At 50.3% G+C, this 18,781-nt stretch carries 14 protein-coding genes; 7 read left to right on the top strand and 7 right to left on the bottom strand.

Going from position 1 to position 18,781, the window contains the following annotated elements:
- Together QZ310_RS12900 and QZ310_RS12895 are read left to right on the top strand one after the other, a co-directional pair.
- Positions 1-2,761 (top strand): SusC/RagA family TonB-linked outer membrane protein (locus QZ310_RS12900; RefSeq protein ID WP_297073520.1); only part of this gene is annotated, 2,761 nt, incomplete at its 5' end.
- A 12-nt stretch (positions 2,762-2,773) separates the two neighbouring features.
- Positions 2,774-4,312 (top strand): RagB/SusD family nutrient uptake outer membrane protein, encoded by a 1,539-nt coding sequence (locus QZ310_RS12895; protein ID WP_297073518.1) that lies wholly within the window; start codon positions 2,774-2,776, stop codon positions 4,310-4,312.
- Positions 4,313-4,829: 517 nt separating this feature from the next.
- Here QZ310_RS12895 and QZ310_RS12890 read toward each other — a convergent pair.
- From QZ310_RS12890 to fabD, 4 genes are all read right to left on the bottom strand, one after another.
- The gene (locus tag QZ310_RS12890) at positions 4,830-5,711 is read right to left on the bottom strand and encodes an EamA family transporter (protein ID WP_297073515.1); all 882 of its coding nucleotides are present in this window, start codon (positions 5,709-5,711) and stop codon (positions 4,830-4,832) included.
- Between the two features lie 197 nt (positions 5,712-5,908).
- Complete coding sequence (gene metX, locus QZ310_RS12885; RefSeq protein ID WP_297073512.1) at positions 5,909-6,919, bottom strand: homoserine O-acetyltransferase; 1,011 nt, start codon at positions 6,917-6,919, stop codon at positions 5,909-5,911.
- Between the two features lie 232 nt (positions 6,920-7,151).
- Positions 7,152-8,120, bottom strand: coding sequence for a phosphatidylglycerol lysyltransferase domain-containing protein (locus tag QZ310_RS12880; protein WP_297073510.1), 969 nt, complete (start codon positions 8,118-8,120; stop codon positions 7,152-7,154).
- A 451-nt stretch (positions 8,121-8,571) separates the two neighbouring features.
- On the bottom strand, positions 8,572-9,450 hold the full coding sequence (gene fabD, locus QZ310_RS12875; RefSeq protein WP_297073507.1) for an ACP S-malonyltransferase: 879 nt from the start codon (positions 9,448-9,450) through the stop codon (positions 8,572-8,574).
- Between the two features lie 370 nt (positions 9,451-9,820).
- Between fabD and QZ310_RS12870 the strand changes: the two genes are divergently transcribed.
- The 5 genes from QZ310_RS12870 to QZ310_RS12850 all read left to right on the top strand — a co-directional run bounded on the left by QZ310_RS12870 (position 9,821) and on the right by QZ310_RS12850 (position 13,013).
- Positions 9,821-10,060, top strand: a complete 240-nt coding sequence (locus tag QZ310_RS12870; RefSeq protein ID WP_297073505.1) for a twin-arginine translocase TatA/TatE family subunit — start codon at positions 9,821-9,823, stop codon at positions 10,058-10,060.
- Positions 10,057-10,863, top strand: a complete 807-nt coding sequence (gene tatC / locus QZ310_RS12865; RefSeq protein ID WP_297073503.1) for a twin-arginine translocase subunit TatC — start codon at positions 10,057-10,059, stop codon at positions 10,861-10,863. Before QZ310_RS12870 ends, tatC begins: the two co-directional genes overlap by 4 nt.
- Before the next feature lie 75 nt (positions 10,864-10,938).
- Entirely contained in the window at positions 10,939-11,607 is a 669-nt protein-coding gene (locus QZ310_RS12860) for a 5'-methylthioadenosine/adenosylhomocysteine nucleosidase (protein WP_297073501.1), read from the top strand.
- A 270-nt stretch (positions 11,608-11,877) separates the two neighbouring features.
- A complete protein-coding gene (locus QZ310_RS12855) occupies positions 11,878-12,360 on the top strand; it encodes an S-ribosylhomocysteine lyase (RefSeq protein WP_297073499.1) in 483 nt (160 codons plus the stop codon).
- Positions 12,360-13,013: a helix-turn-helix domain-containing protein gene (locus tag QZ310_RS12850; protein WP_297073522.1), complete on the top strand. Its 654-nt coding sequence runs from the start codon at positions 12,360-12,362 to the stop codon at positions 13,011-13,013. The genes QZ310_RS12855 and QZ310_RS12850 overlap by 1 nt, the downstream gene beginning before the upstream one ends.
- 333 nt (positions 13,014-13,346) lie before the next feature.
- On the opposite strand, the gene QZ310_RS12845 is transcribed toward QZ310_RS12850, so the two are convergent.
- From QZ310_RS12845 to QZ310_RS12835, 3 genes are all read right to left on the bottom strand, one after another.
- Entirely contained in the window at positions 13,347-14,207 is an 861-nt protein-coding gene (locus QZ310_RS12845) for a hypothetical protein (RefSeq protein ID WP_297073497.1), read from the bottom strand.
- Between the two features lie 21 nt (positions 14,208-14,228).
- On the bottom strand, positions 14,229-15,842 hold the full coding sequence (locus QZ310_RS12840) for a RagB/SusD family nutrient uptake outer membrane protein (protein ID WP_297073494.1): 1,614 nt from the start codon (positions 15,840-15,842) through the stop codon (positions 14,229-14,231).
- 19 nt (positions 15,843-15,861) lie between these two features.
- Positions 15,862-18,781, bottom strand: a 2,920-nt coding sequence (locus tag QZ310_RS12835) for a SusC/RagA family TonB-linked outer membrane protein (protein WP_297073492.1), incomplete at its 5' end; no start/stop codon positions are given.

Genomic DNA, 18,781 nt, shown 5'->3' with positions numbered 1-18,781 from the left:
TTCATTCACGGGTGCCGCCTCGACTATCTCGGGTGCTACCATTGAGAAACTTCAGGTTTCCAATGTATCGAAAGCTCTTGAAGGAGCCGCTCCCGGTGTACAGGTGGCTTTGCAGTCCGGTCAGCCCGGTACAAGCGGTACTGTCCGCATCCGTGGTATCGGTTCTATCAATTCAAGCGCCGCACCTCTCTATGTTGTTGACGGTATGCCTTTTGACGGTGACCTTGCTTCAATCAACCCTAACGACATTGAATCAATGTCAGTGCTTAAGGATGCTGCTTCTACAGCTCTCTACGGTTCCCGTGCAGCCAACGGTGTGATTGTGATCACGACCAAGAAGGGTAAGGAACAGAGATCGCGCGTCACTGTAGATGCCCGCATCGGTTCCAACTCTCGCGGTATCAGCAACTATGACATTATGACTGATGCCGGCATGTACATGCTTACCAACTGGAATCTTCTTAAGAATCAGACAAGTGCTGAGAACGCTACAGCCAAACTTATCGACCGTGTAGGTTACAATCCTTACGATTGCGCCAACGATGCTGTTGTCGATGTTAACGGCAATCTCACCAATGCCCGTCTTCTCTGGAACGACAACTGGACCGACGAGGCTATCAAGAATGGTCTCCGCCAGGAATACAACGTCACTGTTTCCGGTGGCAACGAGAAGAGCAACCACTTCCTCTCAATGGGCTACCTTGAGGATGAGGGTATCATCAAGAACTCTGACTACAGCCGTCTTTCATTCCGTGCAAGCGGTGACTATGACGTGAACCGTTGGATTAACGTAAGCGGTAACATCGCCTACTCACGCGGTGAGCAGAACGCTCTTCAGATTTCAAGCCTTTCGAACTATTCGAATACATTCGCATTCATCCAGCAGATGGGCCCCATCTATCCGGTGTTTGCATACGACCGTCAGGGCAACCGCATCTACGGTGAGAACGGCAAGGCTATCTATGACTTCGGTGACGGCCAGTATGGCGTTCGTCCCTACTTCTCAAATCAGAACGTTGTTGCATCCGATGATGCTAACCAGAACCGTTATATCCGCGACAATATCAGCAGCCGTTTTGGTCTCACACTCAAGATTATCGATGGTCTTCAGTTCCGTGCAAACCTCGGTTATGACGTGACAAACACTTCACGCGACCAGTTCATGACTCCTGATTTCGGTGATGCACAGCAGGTTGACGGACGTGCTTACAAGACCCGTCAGCGCAACGAAACCTACACCATCAACGAACTTCTCTCATACGAAAAGAACTTCGGTGAAAAGCATCATTTCGACATCCTCGCAGGTCACGAGACCTACAAGATGAACCTCAACTACCTCTATGGTGCAAAGTCTCACTTCTTCGAGCCTACAATTCCTGAGTTTGACAACGCAATCACCATGGATGACCTATCGTCATCTACTGATGAGTACACCATCGAATCTTGGCTCGGCCGTCTCAACTATGATTTCGACGACAAGTACTATCTCTCGGCATCTCTCCGTAGCGACGGTTCCTCACGTTTCGCAAAGGGTCACCGTTGGGGTACGTTCTGGTCAGTAGGCGGTTCTTGGCGTATCAGCAAGGAGAACTTCATGCAGGACCTCACTTGGCTTGACAACATGTCGATCCGTGCAAGCTACGGTAGCGTAGGTAATGATGACATCTACTATCCCAACACTTCATCAAGCAACTACTATCCCGCGCTCACCCAGTATCAGCTCACCAATGCCGGTGGCAGCTACTCGCTCTCACGCTACTATCAGGGTAATCCCAACATCACTTGGGAAACTTCCTACAATTTCAATGTCGGTTTCACCGCCCAGCTCCTCAACAACCTCCTCAATGTTGACTTCGAGTACTTCAACAAGCGTACGGAAGATATGCTTTACAACGTACCTCAGTCTCCGTCGTCAGGTGTAAGCTACATTTCAGAAAATGCCCTCACAATGAACAACAAGGGTATTGAATTCACCCTCGGTGTAAACATCCCCATGCCTAAGGACTTCACTTGGAACTGGACATTCACCGGCACACACTATGTCAATAAAGTTACCGACATCCCTGCCGACAAGCGTAAGGACGGTATCACCCACGGTGGTTACTACAACATCCGCGAAGGCAGAAGCGTGTGGGATTTCTACTACTACAAGTTTGCAGGTCTTGACGAGACAGGTCACTCAACATGGTGGGCTGACGTGAAGGATGAGGATGGCAATATTACCGGTCGTGAAGCAGTCTCTGACTACAGCGCCGCTACCAAATACTATATCGGCACTGCAATCCCCGACTTCATCGGCGGCATCACAACCAACTTCACCTGGAAGGGTATTGACTTCTCTGTTGCAATGAACTATCAGATCGGCGGTGACATCTACGATGGTATGTATGCCAACCTCATGGGTTCAAGCAACGCAGGTCAGAACTGGCACAAGGACATCCTCAATGCATGGACTCCCGAAAACACCAATACAAACGTGCCTGTACTTGACGGTGACCAGAATGCCAACACATTCTCTGACAAGTTCCTCATCGGTGCTGACTTCTTCAATCTGCGTAACATCACACTCGGTTATTCATTCCCGAGCAAGTGGCTGTCAAAGGCAAATATCGAACGTGCACGCATCTACATGAATGCCGACAATGTGGCTCTTTGGTCGAAGCGTAAAGGTATGGATCCCCGCCAGTACATCTCCGGCGAATCCGCTGCCAACTACTCCACCATCCGCACTCTATCATTTGGTCTTTCATTAACATTCTAAAGATTAACATACATGAAATTTCACAATATAGCATTAAAGGGAATCGCGCTTGGAGCACTCGTATTTGCTTCATCTTGTTCCGATGATTTCCTTGACACCAAGCCCGAGGGCCTGATTGACGCAGAGGATGTGAACGCTACAATGCAGAAGGATCCCTCGCTCGTTCAATCATACCTCACCGGTGCCTACATGAACTTCTATAACGGTGGCGAGTGGCGCACAAGCCATGACATCTATGGCATTCAGGGTCTACGCATCGCGATGGACATGATGACTGACGATGTCACTCTTCCGCGCAACACCCAGTGGTTCTCGTTCGACTATCAGCTCGACAACCGTCTGGCCAACTACCGCCGTACGACAGCTACATGGCGTGAGCTTTATCAGGTCATCAATGACTGCAACACTGTCATCGAGTTCCTCAAGCCCGAGGACGGATCAACACCCGAGGGCGATGCAAAGAAAATGCTCGGTCAGGCATACGCATTGCGTGCGCTGAACTACTATTACCTCATCAACCTCTGGCAGCAGCCCTATAGCGTCAATCCCGATGCTCCCGGTGTTCCTATCAAGACTGAGAGCGAATATCGTCCTGAACGTGTTCCTGTAAAAGATGTTTATGCCCACATCATCTCAGACATCCAGACAGGATATGATTACCTTAAAGGCGAGAAGGTTGCCGACAAAGGTAGTATCTCTGAATATGCGGCTGCATTCATCTACGCGAATGTACTTATGTTCACAGGTGACTATGAAGGTGCTGCCGAATGGGCTGAAATCGCCGTAAAGGGTGGTTCATTCAACTCCGAAGCCGATATGATCAGCGGTTTTAACTCACTCGACATGCCTGAAGTCCTCTGGGGCTACAAGGTTGACACCGAGAACACATGCTACTACGCATCGTTCTTCTCTCACATGGACACCTACATGCCCGGTTACGGTGGTCAGGTAGGTTACCGCAAGCTGATTGCTTCAGAACTCTACAATCAGATTGCCGACAATGACGTGCGTAAGCAGTGGTTCGGATATGTTGACGACTACAACCTTCTCGGCGTTGACTTCTCATACGAAGAAGGCAATGGTTGGCTTCCCTACCTTTCAAACAAGTTCCGCGACAAGTATCTGACTTCAATGGGTGCTGAAGGTCCCTTCACTTCTGATGTCATCTACATGCGTACAGCTGAAATGTATTATGTCGCTGCCGAAGCATATTATCTCGCAGGAAATACCACCAAGGCACAGGAGGCACTCACAACAATCATGGCAACTCGCGTTCCCGGTTACATCTGTACTTCAACAGGCGAGGCTCTCTACAAAGAGATTTGTGTCAATAAGCGAATCGATATGTTTGAGGAAGGTAGCCGTTTCTTCGACATCAAACGTCGTAACGAATCTATCGACCGTAGCCTCAGCACAGACGCACCGATTTCAGAACTTGAATATGTAGGTGCAGTTCGCTACTCCGGACATGATGCAAAGATGATCTATCAGATCCCCGATGCTGAAATCCAGAACAATCCTGAAATTACCGTACAGAACCCAGCTAAGTAATAAGCCGGTTTCAGTTCAAAATCAGCACCCGACCGATTCATTCGGCCGGGTGCTTGTCATTATATACCTTTAGTTGGATTGGCCCATTGTAGGGACGCGCTGCAGCGCGTATGCCGGATGAAAAAATGAATCCGGCAGAAAACCTGACATCATAAAAGAGATGCATAAAAAAGATGCATAAAAAAGATGCATAAAAAAGAGGTACATAAATTCAGAAATAACATAAATGACAGATTTCTATAATCAGCGGATCACGTTGGATGCTGAATAAAGGGAAATCTGTCATTTATGTTATTTCTGAATTTATGTACCCCTACTCCTTATGTATCCTTCCATTATTTTCAAGGCTGCATATTTTCATCGGGCATACGCGCTGCATCGCGTCCCTACAACATAAGTCCCTATAATGCGTTCCGCATTAGCTTATAGCAATATAACAAATTTGTTATATGATAGGAATGGGATGGCAGCTTGGTTTACCGGTCAGTCGGACTTTTGGGAGATGGTCTTTTTGGGGTCAGTCGGTCTTTTTCTTGGTCAGGACGAGGGTCATGACGGCGCAGATGATTAGGACGATGCCGATTGAGGCGCGGACGGTGAGGATTTCGCCGAAAAGCAGCACTCCGAACATCACCCCGGTGATGGGTTCGAGCGCACCGAGAATCGAGACGGCAACGGATCCGATGTAGCGGATGGAGATGGCAACAGTCATCAGCGATACGATGGTCGGGACGATGGATATGCCGACGATGCAGGCCCAGGGGATAAGGCCTGAGGGGACGGGTTGCACTTGGGTGAAAAATTGAGTGCGCGCGGCAAAGACTATCATTCCGAATAGGAGCGAATAGAAGGTGATGGTCGAGCCGTGGAGTTTGCCGATGCGGCTTTTGTTGATGATGACCATGTAGAGAGCGTAGGCCAGCGACGAGAGTATCACGAGGGTCACACCGAGTGCGGTGACATGGGCACCCGGACCGGGATTGCACAGGAAGACCACACCGGCAAGACAGATGGCGATGGAGATGATGGTCCACAGCGATATGCGTTCACGGAAGAAAATCCAAAGGATAAGGGCTATGAACACCGGCTCGACGAAGAGCAGCGTAGAGGCGAGGCCAACGTCCATGTAATTGTATGCCTCGAAGAGGAGCACCGATGAAAGTGCGAAGAATATGCCGAGCAAAGCCATCAAAGGTATGTCGCGTCGGGCGAGCCGCATACTTTCGCCACGCAGCAGCATGATGCATCCGAGGATGAGCGCTGCAAAGATGTAGCGGTAGAAAAGCACAGACGAGACATCCATCCCTGCTTCATAGAGCGGGACGGCAAAGAGCGGATTGGTTCCGTAGCTGACGGCCGCAATCGCACCGAGAATGTAACCTTTTGTAGACTTTGTCATGAATATTATGTTTGAATTAATTGCAGGTGAGAGGCAGAGAGCATGTCATAACGGTGACCGGCGGAGGCAGAAAAATTCAAAAATTACACAAATGGCATACGTCACGCGGATTTTAAGCGGGACAATACCTGTAATTTGTGCGATTTTTGAATTTCTGTACCACATTCCATGGTACCATGCCGGCAACAAGAACAGTATCACTGTTTCATGAAGGGGAGGAGGAGATTGTTGAGCTGATTGTACTCCACGAGGAAACCGTCGTGGCCGAACGGCGAGTGGATTTCACCGTAGACGGCTCCGGGGATTTTCGAGCAGAGTTCCTGCATCTCACGCGGAGGGAAGACGATGTCAGTCTCCAGTCCGACCACGAGAGTGCGGGCCTTGATGCGTTTGAGTGCGGTTTCAAGTCCACCACGTCCGCGCCCTACGTCGTGGGTGTCGAAGGCGTTGAGGATGGCATAGTAGGAATACGCGTCGAAACGGCGGCAGAGTTTCTCGCCCTGATATTGCTGATAACTGCAGGCACGGTGGACTTCGGGAAGTTCCTCGGTGTCGCGCTGGGTGAGGTTGTAGCCATAGTAGCCACGATAGCTCAGCAGACCGATGGCTCGCGCTGCGGCAAGGCCCTTGCGTCCGGCCTGCGGGTCGGGATTACCGAAAGTCGGGTCGGCCTCGATGCACATGCGCATTGTCTCGTCGATGGCGATGGTCCAGGGGGTTGCGACCGCATCTGTGGCCATAAGGACAAGGCGGTCGAAGCGCTCCGGCTCCATGACGGCCCATTCGACAGCCTGAAAACCTCCGACCGAACATCCGACAAGGGTGGAGACCCGTCCGATTCCAAGGGCATCGGCAAGGACGCGGTGGGCGTTGACAATGTCGCGGATTGTGTAGAGGGGAAATTCCTTGTAGTAAGGTTCGCTCGTAGCGGGATTGGTGTGGAGAGGGGCGGTAGTGCCGTAGGGAGAGCCGAGAATGTTGGCACAGATGATGAAATTCTCAGTCGGGTCGAGGAATTTACCCTCCTCGACAGTGTGGGGCCACCAGTCCTTTACGTCGCTGTTGGCTGTGAGGGCATGACAAACCCAGACAACGTTGGATTTGTCGGCGTTAAGTGTACCGTAAGTGTGATAAGCTATGCGCAGCTCTTCGAGCTGTCCGCCGAGTTCGAGACGGAACGGCTCCGAATGATGATAATAATTGATCATGTTTTTTCCGATTGACGCTGTATTGTTCCGCAAAGTTACGCATTTCGCAGAGTTAATCGGGAATAAAAACGCATAAATTACGAAATACGGGAGTTGGGGAGTGTGTAATGGCACATAAAGACATACGGTCAGAAGAGACAAAAGTTTTTTCAGCGATGTAAATCAGAATTTACTGCTAATTTAAACTTTTGTCTCTTCTGACCGTATGTCTTTATGTGCCCTATATCGGATTTTACCCGAAACTGACGTTGTATTTGTCGAGGAGCTCGGCGGGATGGTATGATTCCTTTGCGTGGCGGAGACCGGGGTCGCCGGTATCCTCCTCGCGGTTGATGTAGATGATTTCAGGATGACGGGCGGTCATCATGACGGCGAAAAGCTTGTTGACGGTCTCGCCTGCGCCTGTCACCTCATGGTTCATCTTTTCGATGTGGGTATAGAGGGTGTCACCTTTAACCTCGCCGAGAGTGAAGGCAACGATTCCATCCTCCTGAGTGGATAGCACCGCCCCTTCGAAGGCATAGAGGTCAAGATTGTCGAGGACGTGCATCACCTGTTCGCGCTCGATGTCGGCAAGCGCCGGTTTGGAAAGGGGAAGATGGGTGGCATTGAAAAAATCCTTGACGGCGGGAAGCAGTTCAGGGGTCAGCGGTTCGAAACGGTAGCCTGGATGCTCGGCCTCGAAGCGGTTGACATGGTTGCGCTTCTTGTTGAGTTTCTTTCCGCCGAGAGTGGCGAGGGCTTGCGCGTCGTAGAGATAGTCACTCCAGTCGTCGAGCTTCTCGACCTTTGTTGCGCCGAGTGCCTTGAGAGGTGCGACGAAAACTTCGGGGACAGCCGAGAAGATGAGTTCGCATCCCTCACGGCGGCAATGCTCACGCAGAATCTTGACTGATTCCTCCAGAGGCATTTTACCTACCGGAATGGAGAAGGCAGGACGGGTGACATCATCCTCGGTGACACCCTTGATGAAAAGTGTGTCGTTGAAGATACAGTATGTGTAGTCGAAATAGTCTGTCCACATGAAAGTTCCCCCGACGGTGAAGTCGCAAGTGCGGCAACACGCCTGTGACAGATAGGGGCGAAGCGTGGGAATATCGGAGAGTGTGAGAGGCTTAAACTTCAAGACATTTTCCCTGCGCGGACGAGCGGCAGTGATGACCGTCGTCTGATATGGGGTGAAGCGTCGTGGCGTTATCATAATATAAATAGTTTATGCGTTTTTCATTAAGATAACACCTGTCGGGCAGCTCAGGTTCAGATTTGAGGGGTGAATGGAGGGGGGAGGAGGATGGAAATAAGCCAAATAGGCAAATTGAATAAGGCTAATAAGTCAAATAAGCCTAATAAGGCTAATAGCAATAAGTCTAATAAGGCTAATAGGCCAAATAAGTCTGATAGAAAAGCCGGTAGGGCTGACAGGATTAGGAGTTTAGGAACTCTCAATCCTGTCAGCCCTACTTATTTGGCTTATTGGACCTATTGGACCTATTTGGCTTATTAGGCTATTGGGCTTATTACCTATTAGGCTTATTTGACTTATTTATTAGGCTTATTTGCCCTATTAGCCCTATTGGGCTTAATTATCTATTAGGCTTATCAGCCCTATCAATCCCAATCAGCCCTATTTAGCTTTTCGCATATCCTCTTCCTTACTGGCGGCCGGAGGTGGCTACTTCCTTGTTGATCTTGTTGACAAGACCCTGGAGCACTTTGCCCGGGCCGAGTTCGATGAACTCATCCGCACCGTCGGCAATCATGTTCTGCACGCTCTGAGTCCAACGCACGGGAGCGGTGAGCTGTGCCACGAGATTAGCCTTGATTTCTGCGGGATCGGTGTGAGGCTTGGCATCCACGTTCTGGTAAACGGGGACAACGGGAGTGTGGACTTCAGTCTTTTCGATAGCCTCTGCGAGTTCAGCGCGGGCAGGCTCCATGCAGGGTGAGTGGAATGCACCACCGACTTTGAGACGCATGGCGCGCTTCGCACCGGCTTCCTTGAGCTTCACGCAAGCAGCGTCGATAGCCTCTTCCTCGCCTGAGATGACGAGCTGACCGGGGCAGTTGTAGTTGGCGCAGACAACAACACCGGGGATTTCAGCGCAGATTTCCTCAACCTTCTCGTCGGGGAGAGCGATGACAGCGGCCATTGTCGAGGGCTTGAGCTCGCAAGCCTTCTGCATTGCCTGAGCGCGGGCAGAGACGAGACGGAGACCATCCTCGAAGCTGAGTGCGCCGGCTGCTACGAGAGCTGAAAATTCACCGAGAGAGTGACCTGCAACCATTGCGGGATTAAATTCGTCGCCCATTGTCTTGGCGAGGATTACTGAGTGAAGGAAAATGGCAGGCTGAGTGACCTTGGTCTGACGGAGGTCTTCGTCGGTGCCTGCAAACATGAGGTCGGTGATGCGGAATCCAAGGATTTCATTTGCTTTCTCAAACATTTCCTTTGCAACCTCATTGTTGTCGTAGAGGTCTTTGCCCATTCCTACGAACTGGGCTCCCTGACCGGGGAATACGAATGCTTTCATAAAAATTCTTTGCGTAGTATCGTTGTTAGTTACTTATTTTGCATAAAATACGATGCCGAATCGGCTGGCTCACGCCGTGATGCGACATCCGGAGTGCAAAGTTACGCTTTTCCGCCAAGATTTTAAGGTTCAAAAACCATTTTTAACATCCACGCCATCAAGCCTCTCCATCTTTGCTCCTGCCATCAGCAAAAAAATCACTAACTTTGCATTTGAGTTGTCAGTTTTTAGTTTTGAGTTGTGAGCTGTTAGTTGTCAGATGACAGCGTAACTATCAGTGGCTTTCAAGTCAGAATATTTCTCCAACCCAAAACTCAAAACCCGCAACTCACAACTAAAAACTCAAAACTCACAACTCAAAACCCAAAACATGATACCTTGTTTCCTCAACCTCGGCACAGGCGAATTAGTAATAATCTTTGCCGTAGTCATACTGCTTTTCGGTGCGAAGCGCATCCCCGAACTTGCCCGCAGCATGGGCAAAGGCATCAGCATGTTCAAACAGGGGATGAACGAAGCCACATCGCAAATCAATGAACCCGTAGATAAGAAAGCCGACTCATCGACCGCCGGCAATCAGAACCAAACCCAAGGCAGCGACGCAAAGTGAGCACCGAGATGGGTTTCTGGGACCATGCCGAGGCCCTGCGCGGAGTCATGCTCCGGATCGCGGGAGTGCTTGTCGTGCTCACAGGTGTGCTCTTCGCCGCCATGCCCCATATCTTCGATTCGGTGATTCTCGCTCCCTGCCGTGCCGACTTCATCCTCTATCAGTGGCTTGGCAAACTCCCCGGCTCGATGCTCCCGGAGGCGGCGACGAAGGGATTTGACGTTCACCTCATCAACATCCGGCTTGCCTCGCAGTTTTTCATCCATATTTCCACGTCGTTCTGGCTTGCGATAGTTCTCGGTTTCCCTGTGTGCATCTACCTCCTCTGGGGTTTCATCGCTCCCGGACTTTATGAGAATGAGAAGCGCGGGATGCGGACGGCGTTCCTTGCGGGCAATCTGATGTTCTTTCTCGGTGTTGCGACGGGCTACTTCCTCGTCTTCCCTCTCACCCTCCGTTTTCTTGCCGACTATCAGCTGAGCGCACTGATTCCCAATCAGATTTCGCTTGATTCCTATATGGACAATTTCCTCATGCTGATTCTCGTCATGGGCATAGTGTTTGAATTGCCTTTGGTGACATGGATGATAGGCAAGACCGGACTGCTTACGCGCGACTTCTTCAATCTCTACCGCCGTCACGCCATCGTAGCGCTCCTTGTCGCTGCAGCCGTCATCACTCCGAGCGGTGACCCCTTCACCCTTATGGTGGTCTTCCTGCCTCTGTATGTGCTGTGGGAATTGTCGGCCTTCGCTGTTCCGGCCAAGGCAAAGAGGGAAGTTGCTGCGGAAACCGGCATATAACACATGCCGCTATACAACCGACTGTAATCATCTTGTAAAATTCTAATATATCCTTAATTTCAGTATATCCATAAAATGAAAATAGGCATAATTGTGGCCATGCAGAAAGAGCAGGCCCTGATACTTCCCCTCCTCTCTGATGCGACGACCGTCAGCAGCGGTTCCATCACATATCATCGTGGATTCATCGGCGAAAATGAAGTCGCTGTCATGCAATGCGGCATCGGCAAGGTCAATGCTGCCGTCGGTGCGGTCAGCCTCATCGACGCATTCGCTCCCGACCTCGTCATCAACACAGGCGTTGCCGCCGGTGCGGGCGATGAAGTTGCTGTCATGGACATGGTGATAGCCGACCGCCTCGTGCACCATGATTTCTGGTGTATCGGCGAAGAGTGGGGACATGTCCCCGGTTCTCCACGCTTCTTCCCAGCCAAACTCCCGGCCATCAAGGAGACGGATGGTGTTAAGGTCGGTCTGATTGCATCAGGTGAGCTCTTCATATCCTCCAAAAATGAGGTTGACACAATCCGTGGACATTTCCCCGACGTCATGGCTATCGACATGGAGTCGGCAGCCATCGCCCAGGTGTGCAATCTGCGCGGAGTTCCTTTCATGTGTATGCGCGTCATCAGCGACTCACCGTGGTGTTCCCACGACAATTCGCGCCAGTATGAGGACTTCTGGCAGGAAGCGCCGCAGAAGTCATTCGCAATTGTGAAGGAAATACTTAATTCTATCAATTGAATAATATAATTCTATAAATTGAATTGTAGGGACGCGCTGTAGCGCGTATGCCCGATGAAAATTTTCACATGAAATAGAAATAAAGTTACATAAATTCAAAAATGACATAAATGACTGTCTTCTTACAATTATTGAATAACATTATTCGCTGTAAATAATAATCAGTCATTTATGTCAATTCTGAATTTATGTACCTCTCATACTTTCACTTGGCATACGCGCTACAGCGCGTCCCTACAATGAGATGGATACCACTATATATGCAATAAAATGAAAAAAATACCCAGCTTTACCATAGACCACAACCGCCTCCTGCGGGGAGTGTATGTTTCGCGTCGTGATGCCACTCCCTCAGGCGATGTCATCACCACCTTTGATGTGCGCATGACTGAACCCAACCGACAGGCTGCACTCTCGCCCGAAGCACTCCACGCTCTCGAGCATCTTGCAGCCACATATCTCCGCAATAATCCCGAATGGAAAGACCGCATCGTCTACTGGGGACCGATGGGTTGCTGCACCGGCAACTATATGATTGTGCAGGGCGAACTCGACAGCCGTGAAGTGGTCGGTCTTCTGCGCGATACCATGAGTTTTGTCGCTGATTTCGAGGGCGAGGTCCCCGGCGCAAGTCCCAAGGATTGCGGCAACTGGTCGTTCATGGACCTCCAAGCCGCGCGCGAGGCCGCACGCACATATCTCGACGAAGTGCTCACCGACATCAAGCCTGAAAACCTCGTCTATCCGCAGTGATGAAGGATCTGAAAGGAATAAAGGGTAAATTCTACATCGCCTCACTCATCGAAGAGGGTGAGCATGAGCATCAGGACTTCAAATTTGCCATCTCCGACGCGCGCAAGATTGCCCGCAGCATCTCGGCTTTCGCCAACAACGACGGTGGCCGTCTGCTCGTCGGGGTGAAGGACAATGGCGTGATTGCAGGTGTGCGCAACGAGGAGGACATCTATGTGATCGAACAGGCTGCCGAGATGTATTGCCGTCCTGCGCAGCAGATACGCGTCACCGCTTTCCGCACCGAGGGCGACCGGATTGTCCTTCGCATCGAGATCGACCGCGCCACAGAGCGCCCGGTCGTGGTTCTTGAAGCTGACGGTTCGCGCCGTGCCTATTACCGCGTGAAGGATGAGAATATCGCAGCTCCCGACCTTATGGTGCGCGCATGGATCGCATCGGCCGGTTCGGAAGGTTGCATCCTCTCGCTTTCCGAAGCTGAACAGCGGTTGATTGCTATGATGGAGGAGGGACCGACGGCTTTCGAGGATTTCATGCTTGCAGCCCGTGTTTCCCGTGCGACGGCAGAAGACATGGTCATCCGCCTCCACACCATGAACCTCCTCGACTTCCATTACGACGGCCACACTTTCCGCCTCGTCGGGAAAGAATGACATTCCTCCCATCACCACTGTTGCCAACAACGACTATCGAACCGGCATTTGTAGGGACGCGCTGCAGCGCGTATGCCCGATGAACTCCATCGGGTACGGAAACAGTTGGTACATAAATTCAAAAACGACATAAATGACAGATTTTCCATAATCAGCAACTCTCATTAGATGCTGAAAAAAATGATAAACTGTCATTTATGTCGTTTTTTGAATTTGTGTACCCGGATTCTGTTATTAGATACGAATCAAGAAATCAGGTACTTTAAACAAACAAAACACCCACACTACAAAAGATATAGTGTGGGTGTAGCATTAGTTTAAAAAACTCTGTTTTTATTTGAGTCCTGAAAGGTCGATACAGAATGCACCGCTCTGGTTTGCGTAGTAACCACCATCATTGTCAAATATGGCAAGACCCTTTACAGGCCATGTGATTTTACCGTTGGCCAAAGTACCATAAGCCTGAAGGCCGAGAGTCATCACACCGTAGCCCATATCGACACCGGTTGTCGTTTTCTCATTGGGATTCTCACCGAAATAAACCTTTTCAGGGTTGGTTGCATTGACAACCACATAGTTCTCGGAAAGAACACAATATTTCTTGAACGGAGAAGTCTCACATCCGTAGGGGTTCACGAGACGGTAGAGACCGGGAGTCTGTGCGTGTTCCTGAATTTCCACATCCCATGAGAGACAGGGATTGTTGAACAGAGGACCGACAGCATCATCGGTAAATACACAATTGCCGAGTGTAGCCCATTCCTCACCAACAGCGAATGTGAATGTGCCTTCCCATGTGGCGAGAAGATAGGGAGATGTGAATTCATCATCCACAGTCAGACCAATTGTATAAGTGGTGAAGTTTTCCATCTGCTCCACAAGCGGAGTGATTGCGATTGTGGCGGTTTCTGAACCTCCGGCAAATGTAACCGTTGCAGGTACAGAGAACTTGTCGGTATCGCCTGAAGCCTGAAGGGAAACGACAAGTTCACCTTCTGTGTTCTGACGGAAAATATTTATAGTCTGGGCACCGGCCTGATCATCGATTGTGAAATTGATCTCGTTGTCAGTCGGGAAGTAAACACCGGGGGTGTTTACGGCCTTGGCGGGAGTATACTCCACCTCATCCGTACACGCTGTGAACGCAATGGCTGAGGCCAGGCCTAAGATTGAAAATAATTTATTGAGTTTCATTGGTAGTAATCAGTTTATTATTTACGCGGGATCGAATTTATCACCGACGGCAGGATTCAGGTAACCCTCCACGCCCTTGTTGAAGTTTCCTTCATAGTCAACGAAGGGAAGGTTCATCCATCCGGGACGGCCATTAGTATTGTATTGGGCGGCAGCGGGCCAGTTTGAACCGTCGTAAGCGCGGGTCACACCCTTGTTGAGACGCTTGTAGTCAAAGAAGATAATGTTCTCACCCCAGAACTCGATACGCTTCTGCTTGAAACATTCGTCAACGACACCTTCGCTGTCTGTAGCAAGGCAAGCGTATGTGTCATAACGATACTGCTTCATGAAGTTTTCGAGAAGTTTCTTGCCCTCAGTCGGGTTTGAATGGGCTGTTGCCTCAGCTTCGATGAGATACATTTCCTCGATACGCATCAAGGGAAGAGCGACTGCAAAAGCTGTTGCGCGATCCGAAACCGAACCGTTGCCCGGACGGAACTTGATACTTGTGTAGTCCATGAGTGTCGCACCCTTGGCCGAAGAGATGTAAGGCTCCTGACCTGAGAGGAAGCTGCCTGCCGGAGCTTTCCATGAGAGCTTGCGCCAGTCAGAGTCATCAATTGATGAATAGAGAGCGGCGTCGATCATCATGTTTGTGCCATACTGACCATTGTAACCGATATTGGTTTCAGAGCACATGAAGCTTGCCCAGTTTGAAGACTGACCTGTGGTGACAGGGTCGTCATTGCTTTCATACTGGATGGCCCACATCCAGGAATCAAATGAGGAATTGTTGAAACCGTTTGCCTTGTCGAGCCATTCTGTCTCGGTAAGGGGACGGTACTGTGAACCTGTGTTGATAGCCAAGCGGGCATATTCAGCAGCTTTTGCATAGTTCTCATCCCACATATAGGCACGGGCAAGAAGACCGTAGACTACAGCGAGGTCAGGGAATACCTTCGACTCACGTGCAGATGAGGTGGATTTGAAGAGCTCTTCGGCACGAGTGAGGTCTGCGACAAGATTCTTCATCATCTCCTCGTGGGGAAGACGGGGATTGTTGGAGAGCTGATCGCTTGTCATATCAGGAGTAACGTAGGGGACGGTAAGACCGGTCACATCATTGCCTGCAGAGTTTATCGCGCTGACAGTCTCGTTGGGGAGGAACTCGTAGATACGGGCCATGTCGAGATATGTTGCCGAGCGGTAGGTCAATGCTTCTGCGAGAAATTTGATCTGTTCGTCAGATTCAGGATTGGGAAGCATACCGATAACCTCATTTGCAGCCTTTACCTGGAAATTGAGGTAATACCAGTTGATCTGCGAAAGAAGGTAGCCGGGGTCAATGGAGATGGTCACTTCCTGCCAATACATGAAGTGCTGATAGCCGTTGTAGGGCTGAATCATGTCATTGGTCATGAGGTTGAGCGCGATGAACACTGAAGGATAGCCGAAGTCAAAGGCATTTGTCGACCATACATGCCATTTTTTCATGTAGGCAGGCATACCCTTCACGATTGATTCAAGTGATTTGGATGAATCGGCAACCTGCTCGGTGGTGACACCGTTTGTCGGGAATGTCTCCTCGATACATCCCGTAAGCATCGGGGTGGCCACAGCCAGTACCGCGAGTTTTTTGAATATATTTTTCATTGTGAATAGCAGAGTTTGGTTAGAAAGTAACTGTTATGCCACCGGATACTGTGCGGATGGCCGAATAGTATGTATTGCCACCGGATACACTTAAGCCACCGAGAGAGAACTGACGGGGATCGAGACCCTGACGCTTTGACCAGAGCCAGAGGTTTTCACCGCTGACATATACGCGGACTTTCTGGAGGAAAGCTTTCTGGCAGAGTGATTTCGGGATAGTGTAGCCGAAGTTGACATTCTGAAGCGCGAGGTAAGATGCATCGGTAAGATACATATTTGACGAACCGCAGATGAAATCATCACCGAACTGGAAACGGGGAATTGTCGATGAGGGATTCTCGGGTGTCCATGAGTTGAGAATATCAGCGTGGTAGGTGGTTCCGCGCAGGCCTGAAACAGGAGCTGTCATGTAGCCGCCATAGTCGGAGTCAATAACTTTACCGCCAATCTGGTATGTGAAGTCAAGAGAGAGATCGAAGCCCTTGAATGTGAATGAAGTTCCGAAACCGCCGTAAGCCTTGGGAATTGCTGAACCGCAGAGATACTGGTCGGGATCCTCGTTTGACTTGACCTTGGTAAGTGAGTCGACGATGGGATTGCCGGCGGCATCATTCACGACTTTACCTGCATCGTCTGTCTTGTAGACGTTCTTCCAGAAGAGGGGCTCACCGGTTTCCTGATCGATACCTGCGAACTTGTACATGTAGTAGGTATAGAGGGGCAGACCTTCAGCAATGAAGAAACCGCGTGAAGCAGTACCATAGTGGCCCTCGACATAGTTACCCTTGTTGGTTTCGGGGAGGCGTGTCACCTTATTCTTGTACCAGGTGAGGTTGAAGTTGAGATCCCATGTGAAATCACGGGTTTCGATTACGCGGCCTGAGAGGTCAAGTTCGATACCACCGTTGGTCATGTCGCCGAAGTTTTCCCACTGGTTGGAGTAACCTGAAGAGGCGGCGAGAGGCTTCTGATAGAGCATGTCGGATGTCTTGCGGTAGAATCCTTCGAAGCTACCGTTGAGACGGTTGTTGAAGAATCCGAATTCAACGCCAACGTTGAAGTTTCCGTTCTTTTCCCAAGTGATGTCGGGGTTACCCTTGACTGAGCTTGCAGAGAGTGAAGGCTGGCCGTTCACGTTGACAACTGTGTAGTTGTTGGTGTAGCGGTAGTTACCGATGTTGTCGTTGCCCTGTTCACCGTAAGAAGCCTTAAGTTTCAGGAGGTCTACCCAAGGAGCCTGGAACCACTCTTCCTTCGAGATGATCCATGCACCACCGAGTGACCAGAAGTTACCCCAACGGTGATCGGGATGGAAGCGTGAAGAAGCATCGCGACGGAATGAACCGGAAGCGAAATACTTGCTGTCGTAGTCATACTGGGCGCGGAAGAAATAACCTTCGTTGTCGTATGAAGTGGTGTATGATTCCATCGAATTGTCGATGACTGCACCGTTGAGCTCGTGGTTGCCGGGTGAGAACATATTTGTTCTGACAGCACCAAGATAAGTTGTCTTGATCCAACTGTTTTCGTGGCCTAAGAGGATGGCAACATCGTGGAGACCGAATTTGCGGTTCCAGTTGAGGAGCTGCTGATAGGTGTAGTTCATATAGCGCTGGTGTGTCTTTGTGACCTTACCACCTTCGCTGATATTTGACTCTGTAAGGGGGTTGCTGACGAGAGTGCCACGATATTCATTGACAAACACTGTGTTGTTTGTAGTGAACTTGAAATCGCGGAGGAAACGGACTTCAGCATAGCCGGTGGCATTTACTGAATTGCCCTCAGTGTTGTTTGTATCGTAACGGACCGAAGAGACACCGTTGCTGCCGAATGCAGCTCCACCGGGACGGCTGAGACCTGCGTTCATGCCCTGACCGTAGTCATAGAGAGTCATGCCGTCGGCATTCTTCATGATTTCACCGTTGCCATTACGGATATACATAGGATAGATAGGAGCGATGGTGGTGGCGATACCGAGGGGGTTCACGACAGAAGATGCTGAACCGTCAGAGCTCATTGCATTGTTGTCTGTATGAGCGTATGCCATGTTTGCACCAACCTTAAGCCATGATTTCACCTGAGTGTCGGCAGAAAGACGGCCGGTGAAACGCTCGTAGTCAGTATTGTCGATGATACCTTCGTTTTTCAGATAACCGATTGAAGCATAGAAGTTGGTCGAAGCTGTCGAGTTGGAGACAGAAACATTGTATTCCTGACGGAGACTGCGATGGTATGTTTCGTCAAGCCAGTTGTCGGGAGTGATGAAGTATTCCTGACCGTTGTAGCTGACGGTATTGCCCGGCACGGCTGCAGGGTTGACCTTGCAGTTACGACCGATGAAATATTCATTGGCAGGATAGCGGAATGACTGATAGCCGAGACCGTAGTCGCTGCTGTTGATGAGGTTGGCATTGGCAGTCTGCCAGGCCTGATTGGCGCTCATGCCACGTTCGTTCGTAAAGTAGTTGTAGAGCGAAGTGTAGTAAGTCTCGTAATAGAGGCGGGGATCCTGGATTGTGTTGTAATCCTGAACAGCACGAGAGTTCTGACCCCATTTTGCATCGAGGGTCACGGTCGCGTTCGAGCCGTTCTTGGCTTTCTTAGTAGTGATAAGGATGACACCGTTGGCACCACGGGCACCGTAGAGTGCGTTGGAAGCGGCATCCTTAAGGATGGTCATTGACTCGATGTCAGCAGTGTTGATATTGTTGATCGAACCACCGTAGGGCACACCGTCAAGCACGATAAGAGGGTCGTTGCCTGCGTTGAGTGAAGAAATACCACGGATTACGATTGACGAGGGACCGCTGCCGGGCTGACCTGACTGGTTGAATATCTGAGTACCTGCAGCCTTACCCTGAAGAGCATTGAGAGCATTTGTCACCTGCGACTGCTCAATCTCAGCAGCACCTACAACAGTAGCCGAACCGGTGAAGGCC

This window comes from uncultured Duncaniella sp. (assembly GCF_910577345.1).
Taxonomy (GTDB): domain Bacteria; phylum Bacteroidota; class Bacteroidia; order Bacteroidales; family Muribaculaceae; genus Duncaniella.
The sequence above is the reverse complement of the archived record's forward strand: the minus strand, read 5'-3'. Positions and strand labels throughout refer to the sequence as shown.

What these genes read in the sequence shown, in the direction of transcription:
- QZ310_RS12895 (WP_297073518.1), top strand. Translation starts at nt 2,774, where the DNA reads ATGAAATTTCACAATATAGCATTAAAGGGAATCGCGCTTGGAGCACTC.
- fabD (WP_297073507.1), bottom strand. Translation starts at nt 9,450, where the DNA reads ATGAAAGCATTCGTATTCCCCGGTCAGGGAGCCCAGTTCGTAGGAATG.
- QZ310_RS12855 (WP_297073499.1), top strand. Translation starts at nt 11,878, where the DNA reads ATGAAAAAAATACCCAGCTTTACCATAGACCACAACCGCCTCCTGCGG.
- QZ310_RS12840 (WP_297073494.1), bottom strand. Translation starts at nt 15,842, where the DNA reads ATGAAAAATATATTCAAAAAACTCGCGGTACTGGCTGTGGCCACCCCG.
- metX (WP_297073512.1), bottom strand. Translation starts at nt 6,919, where the DNA reads ATGATCAATTATTATCATCATTCGGAGCCGTTCCGTCTCGAACTCGGC.
- QZ310_RS12880 (WP_297073510.1), bottom strand. Translation starts at nt 8,120, where the DNA reads ATGATAACGCCACGACGCTTCACCCCATATCAGACGACGGTCATCACT.
- QZ310_RS12860 (WP_297073501.1), top strand. Translation starts at nt 10,939, where the DNA reads ATGAAAATAGGCATAATTGTGGCCATGCAGAAAGAGCAGGCCCTGATA.
- QZ310_RS12890 (WP_297073515.1), bottom strand. Translation starts at nt 5,711, where the DNA reads ATGACAAAGTCTACAAAAGGTTACATTCTCGGTGCGATTGCGGCCGTC.
- QZ310_RS12845 (WP_297073497.1), bottom strand. Translation starts at nt 14,207, where the DNA reads ATGAAACTCAATAAATTATTTTCAATCTTAGGCCTGGCCTCAGCCATT.
- QZ310_RS12850 (WP_297073522.1), top strand. Translation starts at nt 12,360, where the DNA reads ATGAAGGATCTGAAAGGAATAAAGGGTAAATTCTACATCGCCTCACTC.
- QZ310_RS12870 (WP_297073505.1), top strand. Translation starts at nt 9,821, where the DNA reads ATGATACCTTGTTTCCTCAACCTCGGCACAGGCGAATTAGTAATAATC.